20 protein-coding genes are annotated in these 21,763 nt (G+C 63.7%); 12 read left to right on the plus strand and 8 right to left on the minus strand.

The genetic code is table 11. The features are described 5' to 3' along the window. Positions 1-21 precede the first annotated feature (21 nt). Positions 22-1,062 (minus strand): isopenicillin N synthase family dioxygenase, encoded by a 1,041-nt coding sequence (locus H7R73_RS17285; RefSeq protein WP_103259690.1) that lies wholly within the window; start codon positions 1,060-1,062, stop codon positions 22-24. A 309-nt stretch (positions 1,063-1,371) separates the two neighbouring features. On the opposite strand from H7R73_RS17285, the gene H7R73_RS17290 reads away from it, so the two are divergent. Next, a complete protein-coding gene (locus H7R73_RS17290) occupies positions 1,372-2,142 on the plus strand; it encodes a DUF3530 family protein (RefSeq protein ID WP_039041094.1) in 771 nt (256 codons plus the stop codon). Between the two features lie 121 nt (positions 2,143-2,263). Beyond that, a complete protein-coding gene (locus tag H7R73_RS17295; protein ID WP_039041095.1) occupies positions 2,264-3,220 on the plus strand; it encodes a D-2-hydroxyacid dehydrogenase in 957 nt (318 codons plus the stop codon). 86 nt (positions 3,221-3,306) lie between these two features. Here H7R73_RS17295 and H7R73_RS17300 read toward each other — a convergent pair whose 3' ends face one another. Both H7R73_RS17300 and H7R73_RS17305 read right to left on the minus strand, forming a co-directional pair. After that, positions 3,307-3,780 (minus strand): YMGG-like glycine zipper-containing protein, encoded by a 474-nt coding sequence (locus H7R73_RS17300; protein WP_039041096.1) that lies wholly within the window; start codon positions 3,778-3,780, stop codon positions 3,307-3,309. 241 nt (positions 3,781-4,021) lie between these two features. Continuing rightward, entirely contained in the window at positions 4,022-5,566 is a 1,545-nt protein-coding gene (locus H7R73_RS17305; RefSeq protein ID WP_103259689.1) for a sensor domain-containing diguanylate cyclase, read from the minus strand. Positions 5,567-5,856: 290 nt separating this feature from the next. Between H7R73_RS17305 and H7R73_RS17310 the strand changes: the two genes are divergently transcribed. Together H7R73_RS17310 and H7R73_RS17315 are read left to right on the plus strand one after the other, a co-directional pair. Then, the gene (locus tag H7R73_RS17310) at positions 5,857-6,459 is read left to right on the plus strand and encodes a nitroreductase family protein (protein ID WP_103259688.1); all 603 of its coding nucleotides are present in this window, start codon (positions 5,857-5,859) and stop codon (positions 6,457-6,459) included. Between the two features lie 105 nt (positions 6,460-6,564). Beyond that, positions 6,565-8,025 carry a sensor domain-containing diguanylate cyclase gene (locus H7R73_RS17315; RefSeq protein ID WP_232092704.1) on the plus strand — a complete coding sequence of 487 codons (1,461 nt, stop codon included), beginning with the start codon at positions 6,565-6,567 and terminating at the stop codon, positions 8,023-8,025. A 21-nt stretch (positions 8,026-8,046) separates the two neighbouring features. Here the strand turns inward: H7R73_RS17315 and H7R73_RS17320 are convergent, their stop codons facing one another. Both H7R73_RS17320 and H7R73_RS17325 read right to left on the minus strand, forming a co-directional pair. Further along, positions 8,047-8,718, minus strand: a complete 672-nt coding sequence (locus H7R73_RS17320) for an HAD-IA family hydrolase (protein WP_103259687.1) — start codon at positions 8,716-8,718, stop codon at positions 8,047-8,049. Beyond that, entirely contained in the window at positions 8,715-8,939 is a 225-nt protein-coding gene (locus H7R73_RS17325) for a hypothetical protein (RefSeq protein WP_103259686.1), read from the minus strand. Before H7R73_RS17325 ends, H7R73_RS17320 begins: the two co-directional genes overlap by 4 nt. Positions 8,940-9,053: 114 nt before the next feature. On the opposite strand from H7R73_RS17325, the gene H7R73_RS17330 reads away from it, so the two are divergent. Then, complete coding sequence (locus tag H7R73_RS17330) at positions 9,054-9,935, plus strand: LysR family transcriptional regulator (RefSeq protein ID WP_042879667.1); 882 nt, start codon at positions 9,054-9,056, stop codon at positions 9,933-9,935. Positions 9,936-9,971: 36 nt separating this feature from the next. Here H7R73_RS17330 and H7R73_RS17335 read toward each other — a convergent pair whose 3' ends face one another. Next, on the minus strand, positions 9,972-10,547 hold the full coding sequence (locus H7R73_RS17335; protein WP_039041100.1) for a cysteine hydrolase family protein: 576 nt from the start codon (positions 10,545-10,547) through the stop codon (positions 9,972-9,974). 140 nt (positions 10,548-10,687) lie between these two features. Beyond that, complete coding sequence (locus tag H7R73_RS17340) at positions 10,688-11,851, minus strand: FAD-dependent monooxygenase (RefSeq protein WP_010673773.1); 1,164 nt, start codon at positions 11,849-11,851, stop codon at positions 10,688-10,690. A 224-nt stretch (positions 11,852-12,075) separates the two neighbouring features. Between H7R73_RS17340 and miaB the strand changes: the two genes are divergently transcribed. The 5 genes from miaB to lnt all read left to right on the plus strand — a co-directional run bounded on the left by miaB (position 12,076) and on the right by lnt (position 17,766). Beyond that, positions 12,076-13,509: a tRNA (N6-isopentenyl adenosine(37)-C2)-methylthiotransferase MiaB gene (miaB, locus tag H7R73_RS17345; protein WP_010673772.1), complete on the plus strand. Its 1,434-nt coding sequence runs from the start codon at positions 12,076-12,078 to the stop codon at positions 13,507-13,509. A 50-nt stretch (positions 13,510-13,559) separates the two neighbouring features. Next, on the plus strand, positions 13,560-14,618 hold the full coding sequence (locus H7R73_RS17350) for a PhoH family protein (protein WP_010673771.1): 1,059 nt from the start codon (positions 13,560-13,562) through the stop codon (positions 14,616-14,618). After that, positions 14,615-15,079, plus strand: coding sequence for an rRNA maturation RNase YbeY (gene ybeY, locus H7R73_RS17355; RefSeq protein WP_039041101.1), 465 nt, complete (start codon positions 14,615-14,617; stop codon positions 15,077-15,079). Before H7R73_RS17350 ends, ybeY begins: the two co-directional genes overlap by 4 nt. 95 nt (positions 15,080-15,174) lie before the next feature. Further along, entirely contained in the window at positions 15,175-16,056 is an 882-nt protein-coding gene (gene corC, locus H7R73_RS17360) for a CNNM family magnesium/cobalt transport protein CorC (RefSeq protein WP_010673769.1), read from the plus strand. 180 nt (positions 16,057-16,236) lie between these two features. Further along, positions 16,237-17,766: an apolipoprotein N-acyltransferase gene (gene lnt, locus H7R73_RS17365; protein ID WP_180911432.1), complete on the plus strand. Its 1,530-nt coding sequence runs from the start codon at positions 16,237-16,239 to the stop codon at positions 17,764-17,766. Between the two features lie 85 nt (positions 17,767-17,851). On the opposite strand, the gene H7R73_RS17370 is transcribed toward lnt, so the two are convergent. After that, positions 17,852-18,340 (minus strand): zinc ribbon-containing protein, encoded by a 489-nt coding sequence (locus H7R73_RS17370; RefSeq protein ID WP_005298255.1) that lies wholly within the window; start codon positions 18,338-18,340, stop codon positions 17,852-17,854. A gap of 251 nt (positions 18,341-18,591) precedes the next feature. Here H7R73_RS17370 and leuS point away from each other — a divergent pair, with 251 nt between their 5' ends. Both leuS and H7R73_RS17380 read left to right on the plus strand, forming a co-directional pair. Next, positions 18,592-21,168 (plus strand): leucine--tRNA ligase, encoded by a 2,577-nt coding sequence (leuS, locus tag H7R73_RS17375; RefSeq protein ID WP_103259683.1) that lies wholly within the window; start codon positions 18,592-18,594, stop codon positions 21,166-21,168. 112 nt (positions 21,169-21,280) lie between these two features. Next, complete coding sequence (locus tag H7R73_RS17380) at positions 21,281-21,763, plus strand: LPS-assembly lipoprotein LptE (RefSeq protein ID WP_010673765.1); 483 nt, start codon at positions 21,281-21,283, stop codon at positions 21,761-21,763.

Genomic DNA, 21,763 nt, shown 5'->3' on the forward strand with positions numbered 1-21,763 from the left:
CTTGTGCTCCTTGCCATGCAATCAATGGGTGGTTTCGCCGACCGCCAGCGCCCGGGGCGCCGGCAACAGATCGGCATGGTGGCGCAATGCCACATCAGGGTGAGAACGCAGCCGCCCCTTGAGGTAGTTCCAGCCCACCTCCCGCAGCAGCGGATTGTGCGGGTCGGTGGCAGGCCCCCTGGCTTCACGGGCCAGTGCCTCGGGCAGCGGATAGACGGGCACCACGGCGTCGAGCTGGGCCCCCAGGAAGAAGGCGATGGAGAGACGCTCCTGCCCCGGCGCCGACGGCACCACCCGGTGCACGGTCGCCCGCAGGTAGCCGTTGCTGGCGAGCTCCAGCAGCTCACCGATGTTGACCACGAAGGTGCCGGGAAGCGGGAGCGCGTCGATCCAGTGATCCGGCGCCACCTCCACCTGCAGGCCGGGCTGGTCATCCTGCAGCAGGAAGCTCAGGAAGCCCGAATCCTTGTGGGGACCGACCCCCTGGGTGGCGCCCCGCTCACCGGGATAGCGGATCAGCTTGATATGTTCGTTGGGGTGCTCTCCGTGCAGGGCATCGAAGGCATCTGGCGACAGTGCGAGCGCCTCGGCAAAAGCCCCGAGCAGGGTACGGGACATCCGGGTCATCTGCCCACGCCAGCGCGTCAGCACGGGTTGCAGTGTCGGCAGCGCCTCCGGCCACTGATTCGGCCCCTGCAACCGCCACCAGGGCGGGTCGCCCGCCGCGCGCGGCAAGGCAGGGCGATCGGCACCGATATCAAACTGCTCTCGCCAGTCGGGTTGACCCCGGGTCAGCTCCGCCCCCGGTCGGTTGTAGCCACGAAAATGGGGAGAGTGGATCATGGCGACCTGCTGCTTGGCCGCCAGAGGCAGCGCAAAGAAGGCCCGCGACAGCTGCTGCACCTCCTGTTGCAGCTCGGGATCGATGCCGTGGCCGGTCAGGTAGAAAAATCCCGTCTCTCTCGCGGCATCGCGCAACGATGCCAGAAATTCGGCCCGGGCGTCGGGCGAGGCATCCAGCTGCCTCAGGTCGAGGATGGGCAAGTGAACCAAGGTGCTCATGGCGATAACGCTCCCTGTCGATGGAAAGTGAGGGTGAACCTCTCGTTCTGACGAGACAGGGGGGAGAATTCTCCGCCTGCGGCCAGTGGCGACATGCCCCGGCCCCCTGTCTGTCTGCCCTTACTGAACCATGTATGGGTCTCGGGATGGAACAATCAAAACCGGGAATGCTTTGCCATTTGGAACAATCCCGGGCCCGTGTCCGGCCCGCCGGTCAGACCCTCTTCGCCACCGCCGATGCCGATGTGCCCCCTTGCCCTAAAGAAACCCCCGGCGAGGCCGCTATGAGGGAGTGCTGGAGGATCCCCCATGACATTTCGCCCCTATCTGCTGCTGACCCTGCTTGCTTTTGCCGCCCACGGCGCCGGGCAGGCACCGTCAGGCGCCGCCCCGGATCCAGCCCCCCTGGTTCCCCCCGACTACTGGCAGAGCAGCGACTGGCAGGGAATACCCGACAGCACCAGGGTGGACAAGCAACAGGTACTGTTTGCCAAGCACGACAGCGACAACTACGTGGGTCTGGTCATCCTGCTGCCCGACTGGCAGCGCAGCGGCCAGCTGTGGCAACTGACCCGGGAGCTGGGGCGCCTCGGTTTCGATACCCTGCTGCTGCTCCCCTCGCCGCAGCAGACCGAGCTCGACCCCGCCGCCGAGAAGAAACAGCAGGTCATCGACGATTTTCGCAAGCAGTTTGCCTCCCGCATCAGCAAGCTGGGGGATGCCAAGCTGCAGGAGGGGGGCTTCAAGCTGCTGCTGGCCCAGGGTACCAGCGCCGCCTGGGCCGCCAACCTCATCGCCAGCGAACAGTTGCCCGCCCCCGATGCCCTGGTGCTGCTCGACGGCTTTTTCCCCAACCAGCTGAGCAACCAGACCCTCGCCAAGCAGATAGCCCAGGGCAGCATCCCTACCCTGGATCTCTATCAGGAGGAGGGAGGACGCTGGCCCCTGCTGGCGGCCGAAGCCCGCAGAAGCGAGAGCCGCCGCAGCCACAAGCTCAACTACCGCCCCTATGCCCTGATGGATCTGGAGGAGACGCCGGGGCGTATCCAGGGCTGGCTGACGCACCTGGGCTGGATCTGAGTCCCTCCGAGGCACAGCCACCCGCCTTTTGCCTTCCCCATCGGACTTGACCCGATGCCACCGCGCTGGTCAGCCGCCCTCCATGTTTGGCATCATGTCCGAACCAATGGCAGGAGGCTTCATGCAGCAAATCGTGTTTCTCGACAGCGACACCCTGGACACCGGCATCAATCTGCGCCGCCCCGATTTTCCCCATCACTGGCAAAGCTACCCGACCACGGCGCCGGATCAGGTGGTGGAGCGGCTCAAGTGCGCCAGCATCGCCATCATCAACAAGGTGCGCATCGGGGCCGATGAACTGGCCCAGCTGCCCGAACTGCGCCTGATCGCCCTGGCCGCCACCGGCAGCGACAACCTGGATCTGGAGGCGTGCCGCGCCGCCAATGTCGCCGTGTGCAATATCCGCAACTACTCGGGCCCTTCCGTCCCCGAGCACGCCATGGCCCTGATGCTCGCCCTGTCGCGCAACCTGTTCGCCTGGCGCCAGTCCCTGCTGGAGGGGCGCTGGCAGCAAAGCGGCCAGTTCTGCTTCTTCGACCACCCCATCACGGATCTGCATGGCAAGCGCCTCGGGATCATCGGCAAGGGCACCCTGGGACAGGCGCTGGGACAGCGGGCCAGCGCCATCGGGATGGAGGTCTACTATGCCCAGAGCCAGGTCGGCTCCCCGGGGGATGACGACAGACTGCCCCTGGATGCCCTGCTGCAAAGTTCGGATGTGATCAGCCTGCACTGCCCGCTCACCCCCTACACCCGCCATCTCATCGGGGAGCGGGAGCTGGCCCTGATGAAACCGGGCGCCCTGCTCATCAACGTGGGCCGTGGCGGCCTGGTGGACGAGCAGGCGCTGCTCGAAGCCCTCGGCAACGGCCGTCTGGGGGGCGCCGGCTTCGATGTGGCGAGCGTCGAGCCGCCGCCTCCGGATCACCCCCTGATGCAGGCCCTGCGTTACCCCAATTTCATCCTGACTCCCCACGTGGCCTGGGCCAGCGAAGAGTCGATGCAGCGCCTCGCGGATCAGCTCATCGACAACATCAACGCCTTCTCCCTTGGCAGGCGCCAGCACCGGCTGGTGTAAGAGGCCGATCGCCGCCCCTCACGGGCCGGCAGCGGGATCAAAAAAGGGGCCAAAGGCCCCTTTTTGTCGGTCAGCTTGCCGCGGCATCAGTCGTCATGCCATCTGTGCTTGCGGTGCTTTTTGTGTTTCTTGTGGTGCTTGTGATAGCGCCTGTCATCGTAATAGCGATCGCCGCGGCTCTCGTGACCATCCCCGGTCCTGGCTCCGATGGCGGAGCCACCGGCACCACCGATACCGGCGCCGATCAGCTGGCCCGTGCTGCCACCGACGCTCTTGCCGATGGCTGCCCCGCCCAGGGCACCGACGGCGCCGCCGAGCGCAGCTTCGTTCTTGTTGCCCCTATTGGCCGTGGCCGCACCACCGGCCGCGCCCCCCAGGGCGGCCCCCACCAGGGCGCCGGTGTCGCCACCCAGCTCCTTGCCGATCATGGTGCCCGCCACCCCGCCGGCTCCGCCGCCGAGAATGGTATTGAGGGTCTCGGATGCCTGCACCTGTCCTGTGCCCAACAGCAACGCCCCCAGCAGCGCCAGTGCGCTCATGCCAAACGGTTTCATTTTCATGGGGTACTCCTGTCAAACCTGATGATTGATTATTTTTCCCTGCACTATACAAAGCCCCCTGACCCGCGCCACTGCCGCAAGGGGCACCTCACGGCCAGCCCTCCCTGTCTCCGGTTCGCGACACGATGCAAGAAAGCAGGCTAACCACCTGAAACCACATCAAAAAAAAAGGTCACACGAGAAATTATCCCCGTCATGACCCTTTTCTAGGCCCAAAGGCCCTTTTTTGCAGCGATCACCGTCAGACAGATACTGTCACAACCTCCCCGTCAACGGGCGACGACGCCGCCAGATGCCAGCAATCCCGCCCCTGGTGCTTGCTCTCGTACAGGCAGGCATCCGCCCGCTCGAGCAGCGTCAGGGCATCATCCGGATAGCGCGCTCCGCCGGCGCTCAGGGTGATGGCGTCGGCGAACTCCCGCCATTTCAGGGCCTTCACCCGACCGAGCAGGTGGGTCAGGCGGCATTCCACCTCCGCCTGCTCCCAGGGCAGCAAGGCCGCAAATTCATCGCCCCCGATGCGGTAGACCTGCTCATCCCCCAGGGTTCTCGCCATGATGGTGGCTACCCGAAACAGCACCGCATCCCCCACACCGTGTCCCCAGCTGTCGTTGACGCGCTTGAAGTTGTCCACATCGAACAGCACCAGCCAGTAGGGCCTCCCCGCCTGCTCCAGCCCCGCCCGCTGCTGATCGAAGGCTCGCCGGTTCAGGATGCCGGTGAGAGGGTCGTGGAGCAGGGCATCCTGCCCTTGCAGCAGGCTGTTTCGCACCTGTTCTATCTCTCCCAGGCTGCCGTGCACGAACCAGGTTCGCTGACGCCGCTGGATCTCCTTTCGCGCCTCATCCCGGATGAGGCCGCTGAGCGAGCCCTGCACCAGCGCCTGCTCCTGACGAAAGATCCGCACCAGAAACCACAGGCTGCACAGCCAGATGCAGAGCAATGCCAGGGCGGGCAGCACCACCATCAGCAGGGTGTCTTGCAGGTTTTCATGAAAATGGGAGGGGGGGAGATAGACGTTGAGATCCCACTCCATCCCCTCCAGAGCGTGTTGCAGGTGGCGTCCTTCCCAGAACCCGTCCAGGCCGGCCGCCTGCGTCTCCCGCTCGAGGCGGGGCGGCAACAGCGACAGATTGTGCCCCACCACCAGCTTGCCGCCCTTGCGCTCGGTGATGTAGAGGGCCACCGGGTCCTCACCCACCGCCCGGTGCAACGCCCCCTGCAAGGCGCTGAACGACATGTCCACCATCAGCAGCCCAAGCAGTTGCCCCTCATCATCCTTGACCCGCTTGATGAGGGTCAGTACCTCTCCGGCCGAATCGAACTCCGGGTAGGGACCGAACCAGACGAGATCATCACCCTCGCCGGACAGGGTCTGGTACCAGGGCCGCGCCTGTGCCCGGTAGCCCTCCGGTTGCTGCCAGTCGGGATAGCCGTCGAGCCGATGGGTGCGCGCATTGTAGAAATAGAGGAAGTGGGCGTCGTACTTGAACTGATGGGCAATGGGCCAGATGGGATTGATGGCCGATGCCCCGGCAGCGATGGCCTGCTTGTCCAAGGACGCCTCCAGCACGCCAAGCTGGCGGCGGTTGTCCTGCGCCATGTCCTGGAACAGGGTGGCGTCGAGGGCGGCCAGCATGTGACCGTAACCCGCCACCGTCTTGTCGATGCTGCTCAGGTAGCTGGCTGCCGCCAGCAACAGGGTGGCGATCAGCACCAGCCCTCCCAGGAGAAGCGACAGCGGAGTCAGTATGTAATAGCGTTCCTTGATCAGCGCCGCCGTCATGCCACCCTCTATAAAATGTCATATTTTATGAATTTTATAGATTAAAAATCTGCAAAAGATATTGATTGAAGTCATTAACATCCACTGCTAATGATAAAAAAGATATCAAGGTGTCTCGCGGCCATATTCACATCCGTCATGTGAATATCCATAAAAAGTAGAAACAGTCATTACTCGTCGTTGACGGTTTATTGCCCGCAAGGTGTTATAGTCGATGACTCGAGAAATCGGAGCCAGATGACCTTTGTCGGCAACGCTGGCGGTGATGATTCATCAACCAAGGAGATGTTATGAGCAGTCCGTTTATCGAACAGATCAAAGCACGTCGTACCATCTATGCCCTGGGCAACCGGGTGACCCACTCCGAGGCCCAGCTGACCGCCCTCATCAAGGATGCCGTCAAGCACAGCCCCTCTTCGTTCAACTCCCAGAGTTCCCGTGCCGTCATCCTGTTCGGCGAGCAGCACCACAAGCTGTGGGACATCGTCAAGGCGGAGCTCAAGAAGATAGTGCCGCCGGAGGCCTATCCCCAGAGTGAAGCCAAGATCAACGGCAGCTTCCGCGCCGGGGCTGGCACCGTGCTCTTCTTTGAAGACACCGCCGTCATCGAGGATCTTCAGCAGAAGTTCGCTCTCTATGCCGACAACTTCCCCATCTGGTCCGAACATGCCACCGGGATCGCCCAGTTCGCGGTCTGGACCACCCTGGCCCAGGAGGGCATCGGCGCCTCCCTGCAACACTACAACCCGCTCATCGACGATGCGGTGCGCAAGGAGTGGGACCTGCCCGCCAGCTGGCTGCTCCGTGCTCAGATGCCTTTTGGCAGCATAGAGCAACCTGCCGGCGACAAGACCTTCATCGACGACGACGTGCGTTTCCGGGTCTTCAGGTAAGCCTTCACGCCCCCTCCACCAGGGGGCGTTTTCATCTCGCACTCGTTCACCCTTGTCACGTGCCAGCCATACTCTGAACAAACCCTCTCTTGTCAGGAGGTCCCCATGGGGGACATCGCACGCCAACGTACCTCATGCACATTGACGCCCTTGTCCGCTCTGTTGTGTGTCGCCGCCCTGATACTGCTGTTCTCGCTGATCGGCATCTTCACCCGCCCCCCCAACCTGCTGGCGGCCTTCTGGCCTGCCAATGCGGTCCTGCTCGGCTGCATGGTGCGCTATCCACGCCTGGCCACCCCGGCGGGCTGGGCCGGCGGCATACTGGGCTTTTTTCTCGCCGCCCTCTTCACCGGCGAGCCCCTGTTCAAAACCATCCTGCTGACCTGCGGCAACCTGGCCGGCATCGGCGTCGGGTATCTGCTGATGCATCGGCTCGCGCCTGCCGACAAGCTCCTCAGGCGCCCCACCTCCCTCGTGCTCCTGCTGCGAAACACCCTGGCCGCCTCCCTCGCCGCCGGCGTGGTCGGCGCCATCATCAATCCCATCCTGTCTCTGGGCCCCCCGCTCTACGGGCTGGGCTTCTGGTTTGCCAGCGAGCTGGTGAACTACATGACCATACTGCCGGTGCTCCTGACACTGCCTCCCCATGACAGCGTGCCCCCCTGGCGCACCCTCCTCTACCGCACCGAGTTCTCCTGGACCGGATTGATGCCGCTGCTGAGCCTGGTGGCCTCCCTGCTGCTCACCCTGCTCATCGAGGGGCCGGGATCCATCGCCTTCCCGGTACCGGCACTGCTCTGGTGCGCCGTCACCTACTCCGTCTTCGCCACCAGCCTGCTGACCCTGGGTTACAGCACCCTGATCCTGATCGCCCTCTCAAACGGCCACCTCGTCATCAATCACGATGTCCAGACCCAGTACTGGATGTTCTCCGTCCGGATAGGGGTCATGCTGATCGCTCTCACCCCCCTGACCGCCGCCAGCATCATGGCGGCCCGCAACAGCCTGCTACGGGAGATGAAACACCTGGCCCACCACGATCACCTGACCGGTGCGCTGAACCGGGCCGGCTTCTGGTCGGCCGCCAATGAATTGCTCCAGCACCTCACGGTGCAGCGCTACCCTGTGGCGATCTGCATGCTGGACATCGATCATTTCAAACGCATCAATGATCGTCACGGTCACGAAGAGGGGGACAACCAGTTGAGCGGCTTCGCGGCCCGGGTGCGCGACCAGCTTCGACCGGGGGACCTCTTCTGTCGCCTGGGGGGAGAGGAATTCGTGGCCATCTTGCCCGGCCTCAGCGAGGAGCAGGCCATGGCGGTGGCCGAGCGGCTGCGAAAAATCGTCGCGCAGCCAGGGGAAGAAAATGGAGCCGAGCCCGCCGTCTGCATCACGGTCAGCATCGGTATCGCCTCCCAGAGAGAGGGCCCCTTCAATCTGGACGAGCTGCTCTCTCGCGCCGATCAGGCGCTCTATCTGGCCAAGCACAATGGCCGCAACCGGGTGGAACGCTACTCGGCCGAGCAGGCTTCCCCCAGCGTCGGGCAATCTTGCGGCACCTGAATGGCATGGCTCTTGTCGTCATCATCCGGCCTCTGCCGGCTGCGGGGCGGGCAGATGAAGATGGAGCCCGTCCGATGCCACCTCGATCTCGATCCCGCGCCAGTCCCGCAGCCAGCCCTTGAGCCTGTCGTCATACCGCCTTGTTCCCCCCATCTGCACCACCTGGCAACCCGCCTGCAGGGCGCTGGCGATGCCCGCTGGCGCATCCTCGAACACCAGGCAATCGGCCGGAGCCAGTCCCAACCGGCTGGCAGCCAGCAAATAAGGCTCGGGATCCGGCTTGCCCCGTACCACATCCCCGGCGCACACCAGGAGACGGGGCAGCGGCAATCCGGCGTGCAGCAGCCGGTGCTCTGCCACCCTCCGGCTTGCGGAGGTCACCAGCGCCCAGTGCCTCGGCGGCAACTGTTCGAGCAGTCGCCGGGCACCGTCCAGGGGCATCGGCACCGCAGCGTATGCCATCTCCAGATCGTCGAGCAGGGCCACCTCCACCGCCATGTCCAGCTGGGGAGCCAGGGCCCCTATCACCTCCCGTGAGCGCACGCCGTGACACATGGCGAGCACGGGAGCGGGATCCAGCCCATGGTGCTGACACCAGCGCCGCCACACGACTTCCACGTCGCCGGTGGAGTGGACCAGGGTGCCATCCATGTCCAGCAGCAGGGCCTCGGCCCTCACGCACACCGCGCTCACAGGGCTCTCCCCGCCAGCGCATCGGCGAAGCCCTGCCGCTGGGCAGCGGCCTCGTAACAGGCGATCGCCTGCTCCGCATTGCTGGCCCACACCGGCAAGGGGGCGACGACGAACCCCTGCTGCAACAGGCTGGTCAGCAGCTCCCCGGTCTCCGGTGCGGCCAGCGGCTGAGCCATCACCAGGCTCCCCTTGATCAAGAACAGATAGCGTTCGCTCGACATGACATGACTCCTTGTGGCTGAACAGCGGGCAAGCAGGCCCGTTTCGAGACCATTAGAACAAGGATATTAGATAATTTATAATCAATAAATCGCCACATTGGATAACCAAATGGAATGAGATTCGACCTGAGACAATTGCAGGCCTTCGTCATGCTGGCCGAGAGTGCCAACTACCGGGAGGCGGCCAGCCGGCTTTTTGTGACACAACCGGCCCTGACCAAGCAGATCCAGGGCCTGGAGCAGGCCCTCGGCAGCACCCTGTTCAACCGGGGCCGCCATGGGGCCGAGCTGACCGCCATCGGCCTCCAGTTGCTGCCCCAGGCCAGGGCGCTGGTGGATCACGGCAAGGGATTCGAGCGGCATGCCCTGGCGCTGGCAAGCGGTGCCGCCGGACGCCTCAACATCGGGTTCGGGCTCTCCAGCTTCGCACTGGCCCCTTCCCTGGTGGCTCGTTTCAAGCAGCAGGCCCCCGACGTGCTGGTTCACCTGCGGGACACCACCTCCGCCATCCAGCAGGAGCACTTGCTGGCGGGTAGGCTGCAACTGGGCTTCATGCGACGGCCTGATGCGCCGCAGCTGAGGGAACACAGGCTGCTGACGGACAGACTGGTGCTGGCCGTCCCCACCCGGGTGGCAGGGCCGGACTTCGACCTGGAGCGGGCGCTGATCCGCGATCCCTTGCTGCAGATGGTGGGCCATCGCTGCCCGGGCCTCAGCCAGCAGATCGCCCGCTTCCTCGGTGCCAACCGGCTGACCGGTCTCATCCAGGAGGCGGAAGACATCCAGACCCTGGTCGCCCTGGTGGCCGCCGGTATCGGCAACGCCATCCTGCCGCGCAGCGTGGGATTCATCGCGGGCAAGGAGGTGACCCTCTACCCCCTCTCCGGCCCCTGGTCGGAATGGGAAATCAGCCTGGTGTGGAACCCGGAATTTGCCGATCCCATCCGGGATCGCTTCCTCGCCATGGTGAGAGAGACGCACCCCGAGCCCGCATGAGGTGCATGATAAGCCTGCAGGAGAGGATAGCCGGGCTCAGTCCCGTTCCGCCAGCTCCGCGACCTTGATGATCTCGGCAATGCGACCGAGCATGCGCAGGGAAGCCTGGTGTTCTGCGGCATCCGCCGCCGCGCAGGCATCCTCCAGGATGGTGATGGCGTAGTCCCGATCGTGACCATCTCGCACCGCCCCCTGAATGGCCCAGCTGGTGCTCACGCCGCACACATAGAGATGCTCGATGCGATTGGCCCGTAGCGCAGGCTCCAGCGCCGTGCCGTAGAAGGGGCTGACCCTGGGTTTGGTCAGCACCAGATCCCCGGGTTGCACATCGAGATCCGGATGAAAGTCGGTGCCGCTGTCCGCCAGGGAGAGGGCCCCGAACTGCCGGGCACGGCCAAACATGGGGGAGCCCTTGGGTTGCAGCAGATAGCCCTCGTCAAACCCCACCTTGATGAGCACCACCAGCCAGCCGTGAGCGCGGGCATGGGCCAGCGCCTGATTGGCGTGCGCAATGGCGTCCTGCTCGATCACCTGGGCCGCCGAGGCGGCAATGCGCCCGTCCGGGTGGGCGATGTCGTTGATGAAATCGATCACCAGCAATGCCTTGTTCATGGTGTACTCCCCCCTTGCCTGAGGCCGTTTTGCCCCTGCGCCGCCTGGATCACTCCTCGCGGCCATATAAAAAACCGGCTGGCACCATCACACGGATTGATATGCCACCCGATTGGCACCTGGCAGTGCCACGCACTGCCTCATACCAGCCCAAGCGCATAGCGTAGCGCCATCTCCTTGAGGGGGCCCGCCTTGTCCGCCAGATTCAGCGCCAGGTTGCGGGCAAGCCTGAGGGGGCCTATCTCGTTGCTGAAGACCCCGTAGAAGAGATCCATCCCCGACTGCATCAGCAGGTTGTCAGGGCGGCGTCGCCCCTCGTAACGCCCGGCCAGCGCCAGCTCGTGCCACTGCGCCCCCGCCTTGCCGAGCAACCCGGCCCAGCAGGCCACGTCCTTGAAACCGAGGTTCACCCCCTGCCCCGCCAGCGGGTTGATGGTGTGGGCCGCATCCCCGAGCAGCACCACTCGCCCGGCGTGATAGTCGTTGGCGTGGCGGCGCACCAGGGGGAAGCTCCCCTTGGCCGTCACGGTGAAACCGCCAAGGCGGCTCGGGAAGTGGCGGCGCACCTCGACGGCCAGGGCCTCGTTGCTCATGGCGGCCAGCGCCCGGATGCGGGCCGGGCTGTCATACCAGACCAGGGAGCCATGGCGGCCCGGCAGCGGCAGGAAGGCGCGCGGGCCGCTCGGGGTGAACTGCTGCCAGGTGATGTCTTCCTGGGCAAAATCGGTGTCGATGTTGATCAGCATGCAGTGCTGGCGGTACTCGAAACGCGACACCCCGATGCCGGCCAATCGCCGGGTGTGGGATTCGGCACCGTCGCAGGCCAGCACCCAGCGCGCCTGCAGCTCGGTGCCGTCATCCAGGGTCAGCACCGCGTCATCCGCACTCTGGCGCAGGCTCGTCACCGCCGCCGGGGTATGGGTCTGGATGGTCGGGAAATCCTCCATCCTTTTCAGGAGCGCGAGCTGGATCAGCCGGTTTTCGATGATGTAGCCGAGCTGGGGCAGCCCGAGATCCACCGCGTCGAAGCGGGTAGCGAAGCCGTCCAGCTCCCAGGTCTCCAGCCGGCGATAGGGGCACAGCCGCATCTGCTGCAGATATTGCCAGGCACCGGCCCGGGTCAGCAGCGCCACCGAGGCCTGACTGATGGCGGAAACCCGCAGATCCAGCGACTGCTCGGGGGCATAGGGCTCGGGCAACCGGGTCTCGATGACCCGAACCGAGAGCCCCTCTGCCGCCAGCAGGCAGGCGGTGGCGGCGCCCACCATGCCGGCGCCGACGATGGCGATATCACACTGTTCCATAACTTGATTCCTGCAAGGAGTCCCCGCGATAAGGGGCAAGGGCCGAACCGAATGGGGCATGATAACGCAAGGAGGCGGCAGAAACAGTGAGAGGGATGCGCAATTGCCGACGACAAGCCGGCCCTGATGGCGGCGGGCGGCCCCAGACTGGTCAGCACCGGGATTGCGGAGTAAAATGGCCGGTCCTTTGACCCTGCCGATTTCAAAACCAGTCACGAGAAGCAATGAGCAAGAAACTTCATATCAAGACCTGGGGCTGCCAGATGAACGAGTACGACTCGTCCAAGATGGCGGACCTGCTGGATGCCAGCAATGGCTACACGCTTACCGAGGAGCCGGAAGAGGCAGATGTGCTGCTGCTCAACACCTGTTCCATCCGCGAGAAGGCCCAGGAGAAGGTGTTCCACCAGCTCGGTCGCTGGAAGAAGCTCAAGGCGAAAAAACCGGGGCTGGTGATCGGGGTGGGCGGCTGCGTCGCCTCCCAGGAAGGGGAGAACCTGCGCAGCCGGGCGCCCTATGTGGACATCGTCTTCGGACCCCAGACCCTGCACCGCCTGCCGACCATGATCAAGCAGGTGCAGGAGGGGCGCGGTGCCCAGGTGGACATCGCCTTCCCCGAGATCGAGAAGTTCGACAACCTGCCCGAACCCCGTGCCGAGGGGGCGACCGCCTTCGTTTCCATCATGGAAGGCTGCTCCAAGTACTGCTCCTTCTGCGTGGTGCCCTACACCCGTGGCGAGGAGGTGAGCCGGCCGCTGGATGACGTGCTCTATGAAATCGCCCAGCTCGCCCAGCAAGGGGTGCGCGAAGTGAACCTGCTCGGCCAGAACGTCAACGCCTACCGGGGGCCGACCTTCGACGGGGAGGTCTGCACCTTCGCCGAACTGCTGCGCCTGGTGGCTGCCATCGACGGCATCGACCGCATTCGCTACACCACCAGCCACCCGGTCGAGTTCACCGACGACATCATCGAGGTCTATCGTGATACCCCCGAGGTGGTCAGCTTCCTGCACTTGCCCATCCAGAGCGGCTCGGATCGCATCCTGACCATGATGAAGCGCCCGCACACCGTGCTGGAGTACAAGTCCAAGATCCGCCGCCTGCGCGCCGTGCGTCCCGACATCACCATGAGCTCCGACTTCATCGTCGGCTTCCCGAACGAGACGGACGAAGACTTCGAGGCCACCATGAAACTCATCGAGGAGATCAACTTCGACATGAGCTTCAGCTTCATCTACAGCCCGCGCCCCGGCACCCCGGCCGCGGACCTGCCCGATGACGTCGACATGGAAGTGAAGAAGGCCCGCCTGACCCGACTGCAAAACCGCATCAATCACCAGTCCATGCTCATCGGCCGCGCCATGCTGGGCTCGGTGCAGCGCATCCTGGTGGAGGGGCCCTCCAAGATGGATCCCATGCAGCTCAGTGGCCGCACCGAGAACAACCGGGTGGTCAACTTCGAGGGGCCGCACCGCCTCATCGGCGGCTTCGCCGACGTGGAGATCACCGACGTACGCCCCTACTCCCTGCGCGGCCGCTTCATCCGCGGCGAGGACGAAATGAACCTGCGCATCGCCACGGCCCCGAGCGAGATCCTCGCCCGTCGTCCTGACAACGTGCCCGATGATCTGGGCGTTGCGGCCTTCAGACCCCATTGATGACTCTCTCCTCCGCCCCCTGGCGGGGGAACAACCGATAAGAGGACACCTTGAGCCGACACATCTCCACCCTGAATCTGCATTTGGAACCCGCCGACAACCAGCGCCTCGCCAGCCTGTGCGGACCCTTTGACGACAACCTCAAGCAGCTGGAGCGCCGTCTCGGCATCGAGATAAGCTACCGGGACAACCACTTCCAAGTGATCGGCAAGCAGGCCCAGGTGGAGGCGGCTGCCGTCATCCTCAAGCACCTCTATGTGGAAACCCAGCCCCTCAAGGGGAGCAAGGTGAGCGACATCACCCCCGAGATGGTGCACCTGGCGGTGCAGGAGTCCCGCGTGCTGGAGCAGGACGACGAACCCGCCCCTTCCCTGCCCTACGGCAAGGAGGTCACGGTCAAGACCAAGCGCGGTCTCATCAAGCCCCGCAGCCCGAACCAGGCCCAGTACATCGCCAATATCGTGCGCCACGACATCAGCTTCGGCATCGGCCCCGCCGGGACCGGCAAGACCTATCTCGCCGTGGCCGCCGCCGTGGATGCCCTGGAGCGCCAGGAGATCCGCCGCATCCTGCTGACCCGCCCGGCGGTGGAAGCCGGTGAGAAGCTCGGCTTTCTGCCCGGCGATCTCTCCCAGAAGGTGGACCCCTACCTGCGCCCCCTCTACGACGCCCTGTTCGAGATGCTGGGCTTCGAGCGGGTGGAGAAGCTGATGGAGCGCAACGTCATCGAGGTGGCGCCGCTTGCCTACATGCGAGGCAGAACCTTGAATGACGCCTTTATCATCCTGGACGAGGCCCAGAACACCACCACGGAACAGATGAAGATGTTCCTGACCCGCATCGGCTTCAATTCCAAGGCGGTGGTGACCGGCGACATCACCCAGGTGGACTTGCCTCGCAGCACCAAATCCGGTCTGCGCCACGCCCTGGAGGTGTTGCAGGGGGTCGATGGCCTCTCCTTCAACTTCTTCGAGTCCAAGGACGTGGTGCGCCATCCCGTGGTGGCCCGCATCGTGCAGGCCTACGAGGCATTCGATGCCCAGCAGGCGGCCGAGAAGAGCGCAGCCACTCCCCGCAACGAGAACACCAGCAAAGAGAGTGCCCAATGAGCGTGACCCTGGATCTGCAACTGGCCTGCGCCAGCCCGGACGGCCTGCCGACCGAGGCCCAGCTGCAAGGCTGGCTCGACGGCACCATTCTGGGCTTCCAGCCCGAGGCCGAGGTGACGGTGCGCCTGGTGGACGAGGCGGAGAGCCGCGAGCTCAACCACACCTATCGCGGCAAGGACAAGCCCACCAACGTGCTCTCCTTCCCCTTCGAGGCGCCGCCGGGTCTCGAGCTGCCCCTGCTCGGGGATCTGGTGATCTGCCGCCAGGTGGTCGAGGCCGAAGCCGTCGAACAGGGCAAGCCCCTGATGGCCCACTGGGCTCACATGGTTGTGCATGGCAGTCTGCATCTGCTAGGTTATGACCATATCGAGGACGAGGAAGCCGAAGAGATGGAGCAGCTCGAGCGCGACATCATGCAGGAACTGGGCTTCGCCGATCCTTATCTGAACGACGAAGAGTAACGAACCGGATGGTCATCGTCTTGAAACAGCCGATGCCCATCCTCATATAGCCACAACGATTTCAAGTGTGTTCATACGAGTAACCAAGAGAGAAAATGACCGACGATCACCCTAGTACCGGCTCGCCGAAGAAAACCTGGCTCGACAAACTCAGCCAACTCTTCCAGGGCGAGCCAAAAGACCGCAACGATCTGGTAGAGGTCATCGCCGATGCCGAAGAGCGGGACCTCATCGATCAGGACACCAAGGACATGATCGAGGGCGTGCTCGAAATTGCCGAGCTGCGCGTGCGTGACATCATGATCCCCCGCTCCCAGATGGTGACCATCGAGAAGTCCCAGCCGGTGGACGAGTTCCTGCCGGTCATCATCGAATCCGGCCACTCCCGCTTCCCGGTGATCAACGAAGACAAGGATCACGTGGAGGGCATCTTGCTCGCCAAGGATCTGCTGCCGTTCGGTTTTGGCGGCCAGCATGCCAGCGAGCCGCTCCAGCTGGAGAAGATCCTGCGTCCCACGGTGATCGTACCGGAGAGCAAGCGGGTCGATCGCCTGCTCAAGGAGTTCCGGGAAGAGCGCTACCACATGGCCATCGTGGTGGACGAGTTTGGCGGTGTCTCTGGTCTCGTGACCATCGAGGACATTCTGGAGCTCATCGTCGGCGAGATTGACGACGAGTTCGACGATATCGAGGACGAGCCGGAAGAGATCCGCCGCATCAGCAAGCGAGTCTTCTCGGTGAGCGCGCTGACCGAGATCGAGGACTTCAACGACTTCTTCGGCACCCAGTTCAGCGATGAAGAGGTGGACACCGTCGGCGGTCTGGTGATGCACGCCTTCAGCCACCTGCCCAAGAAGGGTGAAGAGATCGAACTCGACGGCTACCTGTTCAAGGTGATGCACGCCGATCGCCGTCGCCTGCAACAGTTGCAGGTAAAGATCCCCGAGCATCATGCGGCGGCGCAGCCGGAGTCCTGATCCCGCCCAGCCCCACGCATATCACGCGCCCCTCTCGTCAGGGGCGCTTTTTTTGCCTCCCTCCCGCCGCGCGACCGCCACTTGGCCCACGCCGACCGCGAGGCTCGCCGTTGACCCGGTTTGCGGTTAAGATGTCGGCCATTGTGTTTCCATTCAGTCCAATTCGAGCCCCGATCCCCCGTGAAATCGAAACTCCTGACCAGCCTGTTTGCCATTGCCAGCGGCGCCATCGCCGTGCTGGCCTTCTCCCCTTTCGGCTACTGGCCCCTGGTGATCCCCTCCCTGCTCGGCCTTTACGCCCTGCTGGACAAGGCCACCCCCAAACAGGCAGCCTGGCGAGGCTTCGGCTACGCCATGGGGCTGTTTTTGCCGGGGCAGTGGTGGATCCACGTCAGCATGACGGAGTTTGGCGGCATTCCGCTGCCGGCCGCCTTCGTGCTGCTGGCCGGGCTCTGCGCCTATCTCTCCCTCTACCCGACCCTGGCCTGCTGGCTCTTCGCCCGCTTCTTTGCCGGCCGCCACTGGAGCCGCTGGCTGCTCGCCTTCCCGGCGCTCTGGCTGATGGCCGACTGGCTGCGGGGCTGGGTGATGACCGGCTACCCCTGGCTCTGGTTCGGCTACACCCAGATAGACGGCCCCCTCAAGGGCTTCGCTCCCCTTCTCGGGGTGCAAGGCATCACCCTCGCCCTGCTGCTCACCGCCTCCGCCCTCTGGCTGGTATGGCAGCACCGCAAGCCGGCCTGGCTGCTGCTCCCCGTCGCCCTGGTGGGCGCCGCCCAGGGGCTGATGCAGCTCAACTGGGTGACCCGGGGTGAGCCGGTCAAGGTCGCGCTGGTGCAGGGCAACATCGAGCAGTCCCTCAAGTGGGATCCGGAGGCCCTGGTGCCGACGGTGCGCAAGTATCAGGATCTCAGCCGCGAGAACCAGGATGCCGACATCATCGTCTGGCCGGAGTCCGCCATCCCGGCCATCGAGAAGGAGATGGGTACCTATCTGGAGAGCCTGGACAAGGCGATGAAGGTGAACGACACCGGCCTGCTGGCGGGGATCATCCATTACGATCTGAAACAGCAGCGCTTCTTCAATACCGTGCTCGGCATGGGGGTACAGGATGCTGAGGGCAAGGAGTCCTACTACTACGAGCACAAGAACCGCTACTACAAGTACCACCTGCTGCCCATCGGCGAGTTCGTGCCCTTTGAAGATCTGCTGCGTCCCATCGCCCCCTTCTTCAACCTGCCCATGTCCTCCTTCAGCCGGGGTGACGAGGTGCAGCCGAACCTGATCGCCAAGGGGCTCAAGTTTGCCGCCGCCATCTGTTACGAGATCATCTTCCCGGACGAGGTGCGCCGCAACGTGCAGCCGGATACCGACTTCCTGCTGACCGTCTCCAACGACGCCTGGTTCGGCACCAGCATCGGCCCCTGGCAGCACATGGAGATCGCCCGCATGCGCGCCCTGGAGCTGGCCCGCCCGCTGCTGCGCGACACCAACACCGGCATCACCATCGTCACCGAGATAGACGGCAGCATCATCGCCCAGATCCCGCAGTTCGAGGCTGGAGTATTGCGTGCCGAGGTACGCCCCGCCCACGGCATGACCCCCTATCTGCGTTTTGGCAGCTGGCCCATGTATGGCCTGGCCGCCGCCCTGCTGGGGCTGGCCCTGTGGCTGCGCCCCCGTGCCCACCCCTGGGCGCGCAAGGGCTAAGACCACACAACCCCGATAAACAAAAAAGGCGCCCTTGGGCGCCTCTTTTTATGGTTTGGCTTATGGCTTGGCACAGTCTGGCGGCTCAAGGAGACAGCGGCTCACGGTGATACTCATCGGCCCCGCACTCCGGGCAGGTGCCAAGCTGCTCTGGATGCAGCACGGTATGGCGCCACTCGCAGTGATCGCACACCAGCACCCCGAGTCCCACCCAGTCCCCCGCCCGGTAGACCCCCTTGTGTTCCAGCTCGTCCGCCAACTCCTGCCACTCCACCTGGGTGCGGTCGGTCACGTCTGCCAGCCAGGACCAGGCGGTGTCCTTGAGCGCCAGCATGAAGGCCGACTCCTCCACCTGCTCATCCTTGCGCCCTTCGTCATAGTTGCCCAGATCCCGCTTCACATACTCGGCGATCAGCGCCAGCTCGTCCTGGGTCAGATCCCCGGCCGCCTCCAGATAGGCCTGCACCTTGGCGATCATCCGGTTGAGGCGCTCCCCCTGGAACTGTTCTGTCTCTTGCCACTGCTTTTGCAGCTCGGCAATGAAGGCTTCGTACCCTTTTTGACGTTTGTCCATGGCCATCACTCCTCTGCTGAATCCCGATCGAGCCAGACCCTGACCTCGGGCCCGGCGGACACGGGCGGCGGTTGCCATTCTCACTTCGTTGCGACTCTCGCGGCTCTTGCGGCTCTGCAAATCCTCGCGGGTACCGGACCTGGCCCGAGACCGGGCGGATGCTGGCGGTTGTTGCCGCCGCAGGATATGGGTATTCTATCGGGATTTCCCAGCCGTTTTATCTATTCATTTCACAGATCCGGATGTCACCAATGCAAGAGCAATACGTTCCCCAATCCATAGAACCAGCAGTGCAGAAGCACTGGGATGCCAAGAAAACCTTCAAGGCGGTGGAGAAAGTAGACAAGGAAAAGTTCTACTGCCTCTCCATGTTCCCCTATCCGTCTGGTCGTCTACACATGGGGCACGTTCGCAACTACACCATAGGTGATGTGATCTCCCGTTATCAACGGCTCAATGGCAAGAACGTGCTGCAACCCATCGGTTGGGACGCCTTCGGCCTGCCGGCAGAAAACGCCGCCATCAAGAACAACACGGCGCCGGCCCCCTGGACATACGAAAACATCGAATACATGAAGAACCAGCTGAAGATGCTGGGTCTGGGTTATGACTGGGATCGGGAGCTGGCCACCTGCAAGCCGGACTACTACCGCTGGGAGCAGTGGTTCTTCACCAAGCTCTACGAGAAGGGTTTGGTCTACAAGAAGACCTCCTCCGTCAACTGGTGCCCGAACGACATGACGGTGCTGGCCAACGAGCAGGTTGTCGACAACTGCTGCTGGCGCTGTGACACCCCGGTGGAGCAGAAAGAGATCCCCCAGTGGTTCATCAAGATCACCGACTACGCCGAAGAGCTGCTGAACGATATCGACAATCTGGAAGGCTGGCCTGAGATGGTCAAGACCATGCAGCGCAACTGGATTGGCCGCTCCGAAGGGGTCAACATCAGCTTCAATATCGACGGTCAGGCCGAGCACCTCGAGGTCTACACCACCCGTCCGGACACCTTCATGGGTGTGACCTATGTGGGCATCGCCGCCGGTCACCCGCTGGCGCTGCAAGCAGCCCAGAACAATCCGGAGCTGGCCGCCTTCATCGAAGAGTGCAAGAACACCAAGGTGGCCGAAGCTGAACTGGCCACCATGGAGAAGAAGGGCATGGCCACCGGCCTCTACGCCATTCACCCGCTGGATGGCCGCAAGGTGCCGGTCTGGGTCGCCAACTTCGTGCTGATGAACTACGGCACCGGCGCCGTGATGGCGGTACCGGGTCACGACCTGCGTGACCACGAATTCGCCACCAAGTACGGCCTCGAGATCAAGCCTGTCATCAAGCCGGTTGATGGTGACGTCGACGTGAGCGAAGCGGCTTATACCGAGAAGGGCGTGCTGTTCAACTCCGGCGAGTTCGACGGCCTCGACTTCCAGGGTGCCTTCGATGCCATCGCCAACAAGCTGGAAGGGCTCGGCAAGGGCAAGCGCACCGTCAACTACCGTCTGCGCGACTGGGGGGTTTCCCGTCAGCGCTACTGGGGCGCTCCCATCCCCATGCTGACCCTGGCGGATGGTACCGTGGTGCCGACCCCGGAAGATCAGCTGCCGGTACTGCTGCCGGAAGATGTGGTGATGGATGGCATCCAGAGCCCCATCAAGGCCGACGCCGAGTGGGCCAAGACCACCTACAACGGCCAGGAAGCATTCCGCGAGACCGATACCTTCGACACCTTCATGGAGTCCTCCTGGTACTACGCCCGCTACTGCTCCCCGGACTACGACAAGGGCATGCTGGATCCGGCGGCTGCCAACCACTGGCTGCCGGTGGATCAATACATCGGCGGCATCGAGCACGCCTGTATGCACCTGCTCTACGCCCGCTTCTTCCACAAGCTGCTGCGTGATGCGGGCCTCGTGAACAGCGACGAGCCGTTCAAGCGCCTGCTCTGCCAGGGCATGGTGCTGGCCGACGCCTTCTACTACAAGGATGAGAAGGGTGGCAACGTCTGGGTCAGCCCCCTCGACGTCAAGGTGGAACGTGATGACAAGGGCCGCATCACCAAGGCGGTCGACCTCGAAGGCCGTGAAGTGATCCACTCCGGCATGACCAAGATGTCCAAGTCCAAGAACAACGGCATCGACCCGCAACTGATGGTGGAGCGTTACGGCGCCGATACCGTCCGTCTGTTCATGATGTTCGCCTCTCCGGCCGAGATGACCCTGGAGTGGTCCGACTCCGGCGTGGAAGGTGCCCAGCGCTTCCTGCGTCGCCTGTGGCGCATCACCTTCGAGCACGTATCCGGTGGCGCCGTTGCCGCACTGGACGTCGCCGCCCTCACCAGCGACCAGAAAGCCGTGCGCCGCGAGCTGCACAAGACCATCGCCAAGGTGAGCGACGACGTGGGTCGCCGTCAGACCTTCAACACCGCCATCGCTGCCATCATGGAGCTGATGAACAACCTGACCAAACTGGGCAGCGACGCTCAGGATCGCGCCCTGATGCAGGAAGCGCTGGAAGCGGTCGTGGTCATGCTCTACCCCATCACCCCGCACATCGGCTTCGAGCTGTGGAAGATGCTGGGCAAGGAAGGGGACATCGATGTCGCGGCCTGGCCGGTGGCTGACGAAGCGGCCATGGTCGAGACCGAGAAGCTGGTGGTGGTGCAGATCAACGGCAAGATGCGCGGCAAGCTGACCGTGCCGGCCGAGATAAATCAGGCCGACGTCGAGAAGCTGGCCATGGCCGATGCGTCCGTACAGAAGTTCACCGACGGTCTGACCGTGCGCAAAGTCGTGTACGTGCCGGGCAAACTGCTCAACATCGTGGCCAACTGATGACGCCTCCCCTGGCGGCGGCCGACGGTCTGGGCCAGGGGCTGACGACACACGGATGATGACGGCGGGCCCTGCGCCCGCCGCTCTTCCCTTCATGCAAAGAGGATTTTTTATGGGCACCATCTTCACGCGCTGGATGGCCATCGTGCTGGCAGGACTGTTGCTGCAGGCCTGCGGTTTTCAGATGCGGGGCACCGCCATTCCCCCCGAACTGATGACCATGAAAGTGGTCGGTGACAACAAGAGCGACTTCTACCGACTGGTCACCACTCGTCTCAAGGCCGCTGGCGTGCAGCTCGCCGACAAGGAGGGCATCCCGGTGCTGACCCTGGCCGGGGTACGTAGCCGCAGCCAGGTCGCCTCGGTCGACTCCATCGGCCAGGACCGCGAATACCTGCTCAGTTACAGCACCCAGTTCACCGTGGTCATGCCGGGAAAACCGACCCAGGTCTTCCCCATCACCTTCAACCGCAGCTTCCTGAACAAGCCGGATGCGGCACTCGCCTCCTCCCGCGAGCAGGAGCAGCTCGGCAAGGAGATGCAGGAGCAGGCCGCCAACCTGGTTATTCGCCAGCTCAGTCAGGTCAAGTTCTGA

The organism is Aeromonas sp. WP2-W18-CRE-05 (assembly GCF_014168615.1).
GTDB classification, from domain to species: domain Bacteria; phylum Pseudomonadota; class Gammaproteobacteria; order Enterobacterales; family Aeromonadaceae; genus Aeromonas; species Aeromonas caviae.